Source organism: Microcystis sp. M53602_WE12 (genome assembly GCF_030065455.1).
GTDB lineage: Bacteria > Cyanobacteriota > Cyanobacteriia > Cyanobacteriales > Microcystaceae > Microcystis > Microcystis aeruginosa.
Genome location: NZ_JASJFB010000572.1, coordinates 1 through 3,271, shown reverse-complemented (window position 1 = coordinate 3,271; position 3,271 = coordinate 1). Strand labels below are relative to the sequence as shown.

The 3,271-nt window shown below is 38.9% G+C and carries 6 protein-coding genes and 1 pseudogene; 2 read left to right on the top strand and 5 right to left on the bottom strand.

What is annotated here, in order from left to right; all coding sequences use genetic code 11:
* Positions 1-256: 256 nt before the first annotated feature.
* The 5 genes and pseudogenes from PX482_RS18440 to PX482_RS18420 form a co-directional block, all read right to left on the bottom strand.
* Positions 257-478 (bottom strand): annotated as a pseudogene (locus PX482_RS18440) (transposase family protein); the annotation flags it as partial.
* A gap of 133 nt (positions 479-611) precedes the next feature.
* Positions 612-992: a type II toxin-antitoxin system VapC family toxin gene (locus PX482_RS18435; protein ID WP_002762876.1), complete on the bottom strand. Its 381-nt coding sequence runs from the start codon at positions 990-992 to the stop codon at positions 612-614.
* The gene (locus tag PX482_RS18430; RefSeq protein WP_002762874.1) at positions 992-1,234 is read right to left on the bottom strand and encodes a hypothetical protein; all 243 of its coding nucleotides are present in this window, start codon (positions 1,232-1,234) and stop codon (positions 992-994) included. The genes PX482_RS18435 and PX482_RS18430 overlap by 1 nt, the downstream gene beginning before the upstream one ends.
* Positions 1,235-1,316: 82 nt before the next feature.
* Entirely contained in the window at positions 1,317-1,616 is a 300-nt protein-coding gene (locus PX482_RS18425; RefSeq protein ID WP_002762872.1) for a type II toxin-antitoxin system RelE/ParE family toxin, read from the bottom strand.
* A 6-nt stretch (positions 1,617-1,622) separates the two neighbouring features.
* Positions 1,623-1,880 carry a ribbon-helix-helix domain-containing protein gene (locus tag PX482_RS18420; RefSeq protein ID WP_043999440.1) on the bottom strand — a complete coding sequence of 86 codons (258 nt, stop codon included), beginning with the start codon at positions 1,878-1,880 and terminating at the stop codon, positions 1,623-1,625.
* 426 nt (positions 1,881-2,306) lie between these two features.
* On the opposite strand from PX482_RS18420, the gene PX482_RS18415 reads away from it, so the two are divergent.
* Complete coding sequence (locus tag PX482_RS18415; protein ID WP_002762869.1) at positions 2,307-2,822, top strand: hypothetical protein; 516 nt, start codon at positions 2,307-2,309, stop codon at positions 2,820-2,822.
* Between the two features lie 70 nt (positions 2,823-2,892).
* Positions 2,893-3,147, top strand: coding sequence for a hypothetical protein (locus PX482_RS18410; RefSeq protein ID WP_288027367.1), 255 nt, complete (start codon positions 2,893-2,895; stop codon positions 3,145-3,147).
* Positions 3,148-3,271: the final 124 nt, after the last annotated feature.

The window sequence follows — 3,271 nt, the reverse complement described above, 5'->3', positions numbered from 1 at the left end:
GCGATTTTTGTCAATTGTTTTTGCTCTAGAGCGAACTAATCAATTAAGTCTCTTGCCAGATAAGGATTTAGTCGATTTATGCCCCCCTATCGAACCATACCAAGTAACGAAGAACCACATTGGCAGAGGATTAAAGATTAGTTATTGTGACTAACTCTTTTGATTAGAGAAAGATAAACGTGAGAATCTTCAGTCAAATTTATTGACTCAAAATCAGCTGTACTTAATTTAAATGAATCAACCCTAGGGTTGGGGGGCGGCGTGGTACTTCTAAATATACTCGATTGCCTAATATTGACAAATCTCTGACTAGATTATACTCTGTCTGATTGATTCTGTCCAAGGTTTGATGGCAATTCGGACATTCAATTGTTTCATTTAAAAGAGCGAGCTTTAGGAAAATTGTCTGAGCAATTTTTTGATAATTGACCACTGTTACATTTGGTAAATCGAGGAGTTGATCAAAATTTATCCACATAACCCACCTCCTGTCCTGTATTATTATTATACCATCCTCACACAGAACCTAGAAGAGCCAAGAGCGCACTTCCCATATTTCCCAAAACGCCATTACTCCGTTCTATATCCTAAAAAGCGATCGCTCTCCAGCATCAAAATGATCTGGTCATGGTGAGTATTTCATAAATTCCCATTTGTTTCATCACAATCATTGAGACACAATCAGTCAGGCTATAGCCTTTGTCTAGACGGTTGGCATAAAGTTCTACACCTGATTGAATTAAATAAGAATCAAGGCTAATAATTTGCAGATTTGGAGAGGTTTGGATTTGGCGATAGAAATTGACGACACCTTGTTTCATGGGTTGATCAAATTTAGCAAAAAAGTTAAGATATTCCACCAAGACTAAATCGGTTGTAATTAAAGAATAATCTTGAATTAACCTACTAAAAGCTCGCACTTGTCTATGCCATTGATCTTTAGCATGAATCAAGGCAACCCAATAAAATGTGTCGGCGAAGAGGGTCGGCATTATTTTTGAGGAGAATTGCCATAAAGATAGTAATCCAAGTTGGCCGCCGCATCGGTGGGGATCTGGTCAAAGGATTCTTCGGGAATGGTGGCAATTATTTCATCGGCGATTTCCCAAATTGGTTTGTTATTTTGCGGTGAAGGGGCGGGAGTTTTATGGGAGAGTATCAATTCTAAGCAGGATTGGATTAGAGATTCGGGAGCTTGTTCGATTTCCTGGAGGAGTTGTTCTTTGGCTGTCATGGCTGCTTTGGGATGGGGGGATACTCGACATTGTAGCGATCTCTATTATAAACAGTTGAAAAAAAGTAATTGCCTTGATTTTTTAGGGGTTTTCAAAGAAAAAAGCTTCTAAATCTCGCTCTCCTTTGATAAAACGCATGATTTCTAGCCCTTGCTCAGTTAAGCGATAGAAAATAATGTAGTTTTTCATCGGTAAGCCACGCAAATAGGGACGAATCTCTCGATAACTGCGCCCCATTAGCGGAAATTGGCTAAGATAACGACATTTTTTGCTAAACTCCTCCAAAAATTTCTCACCCGCACTAATGTTAGTATTAGCCAAATAATCAAGAATTTGTTCCATATCTCGAAGGGCTTCAGTCGAAATTATGTATTGATTCATGAATATTTAAGCTTCACAGTTTTTTGGAAGTCTTGCTTTAAGTTGAGCGATTGCGGTTTCTCCGTCAATTCCTTCGCCTTGATCTAATTGTTCGGCGGCAATATCAATTTTTTGGCCAACTTCTTCTGCCCATTGTTGATATTGATCGCGTTTGCTGAGTAATTGTAAGGCTTCGGCAATGATTTCATCTGGATTGGCATAACGCCCTGTATCTAGTTTGGCTTCGATCAGCTTTTGGTGTTCGGGTTTTAGGGTTAATTTCATGGTTGTTAAGGCTTGGCTTTTTTTCATTATAGGTTCGTCGCTGTGGGATCGTCCCAAGTTTGCTCAGGCAAGATGCGCTACTCATTTTTACTGTGGGGTAAGCTCTCTAGCCTGTCCAGATGACAAAAGTGGGATATTTCCATCTCGGTTTTTGTGGTCTTGGGTATGAAGCAAAAATTTGGGGAGTCGGAGTGGGGGGAGATTGTCAGGATATTTTGACAATGCTTGCGCTTAAGTTGGTAAAGTTGGGGATTTTTCCCAAGTTAAGGATTTTTGCGGGAGGGTTGAGGGGCTGAAAGTTAGGCGGGGTAAGGGATTGGGTGGATTTTACTGACTTTTTCCTTAAGTTCCTAAACTTCGGTTGTGTTGGAAAGGACAAGTGATTACAGTAGAAAAGTTGTTACTGCTACTTCTAAGAAAAAGAAAATGCCTGAAATTTCTATATCGAACGATCTGTCCGATGGTCGAGGCGTTGGACTTGCTCCAGATCAAATCCTTAATGCGGTTCGATTTCAGCTTTTGGAGGAAAGAAAAAGCGGAAAACCTAACAAGGCCGAACTTAATGATAAGATTTCAGCTAAAGAAGGCGAAATAGAGGAAAATAAGTCCAAAATTGATAAAGCTAAAGAACAAGCCAAGAATCGAAAACGAGAAATTGACCACTGGAAGCAGTGGTTTCACTCGTTACCTGGAACTGATAGAACAGAAGAACAAGCAAAGTTAGATATTGAGATTAATTGGCGTGGTAAAGAAATTAACGCTTGGCAGGAGGAGATTGGGAATTTAGAAACTAAAAAGTGGGCTATTAGACATGAGTTAGAAGCGTTAAAACAGCAATTACTCGCCTTGGAGGATGGGGTATATGATCGCCCGATTGAGGAAGATCCCCGTTTAATTCATGCGATAGCTGCTTTTGAAGAGGCAATGGCAACTCCCAAGTAGAGTCACTCAGTAAATTAGCTGTAAATTTGGAATTACGCTGGATATTTTAACTTAGTTTTGAGATGCAATTATGACTATTGAAAACCTTGAAAAAACACTGCAAGGAAATATTGCGAATGGCAATTTATTGCTAAAAAATACTACAATTAAATCTGAAAATGTTCAGTTTTTATTCAAAGAATTCTTATCTGATGAGCCACTAAACATAAAAACGATAGAATTAATAACTGAAACTGAAAATATTATTGTGAGCGGGAAAACTTCGCTATTTTCCATTCCAGATCTTGAGGTTGAAGCTACATTTTACTGGTTCTTCGTTACTTAGTATGGTTCGATAGGGGGGCATAAATCGACTAAATCCTTATCTGGCAAGAGACTTAATTGATTAGTTCGCTCTAGAGCAAAAATAATTGACAAAAATCGCCAAATGCCTTTCTATATAAGGGTTC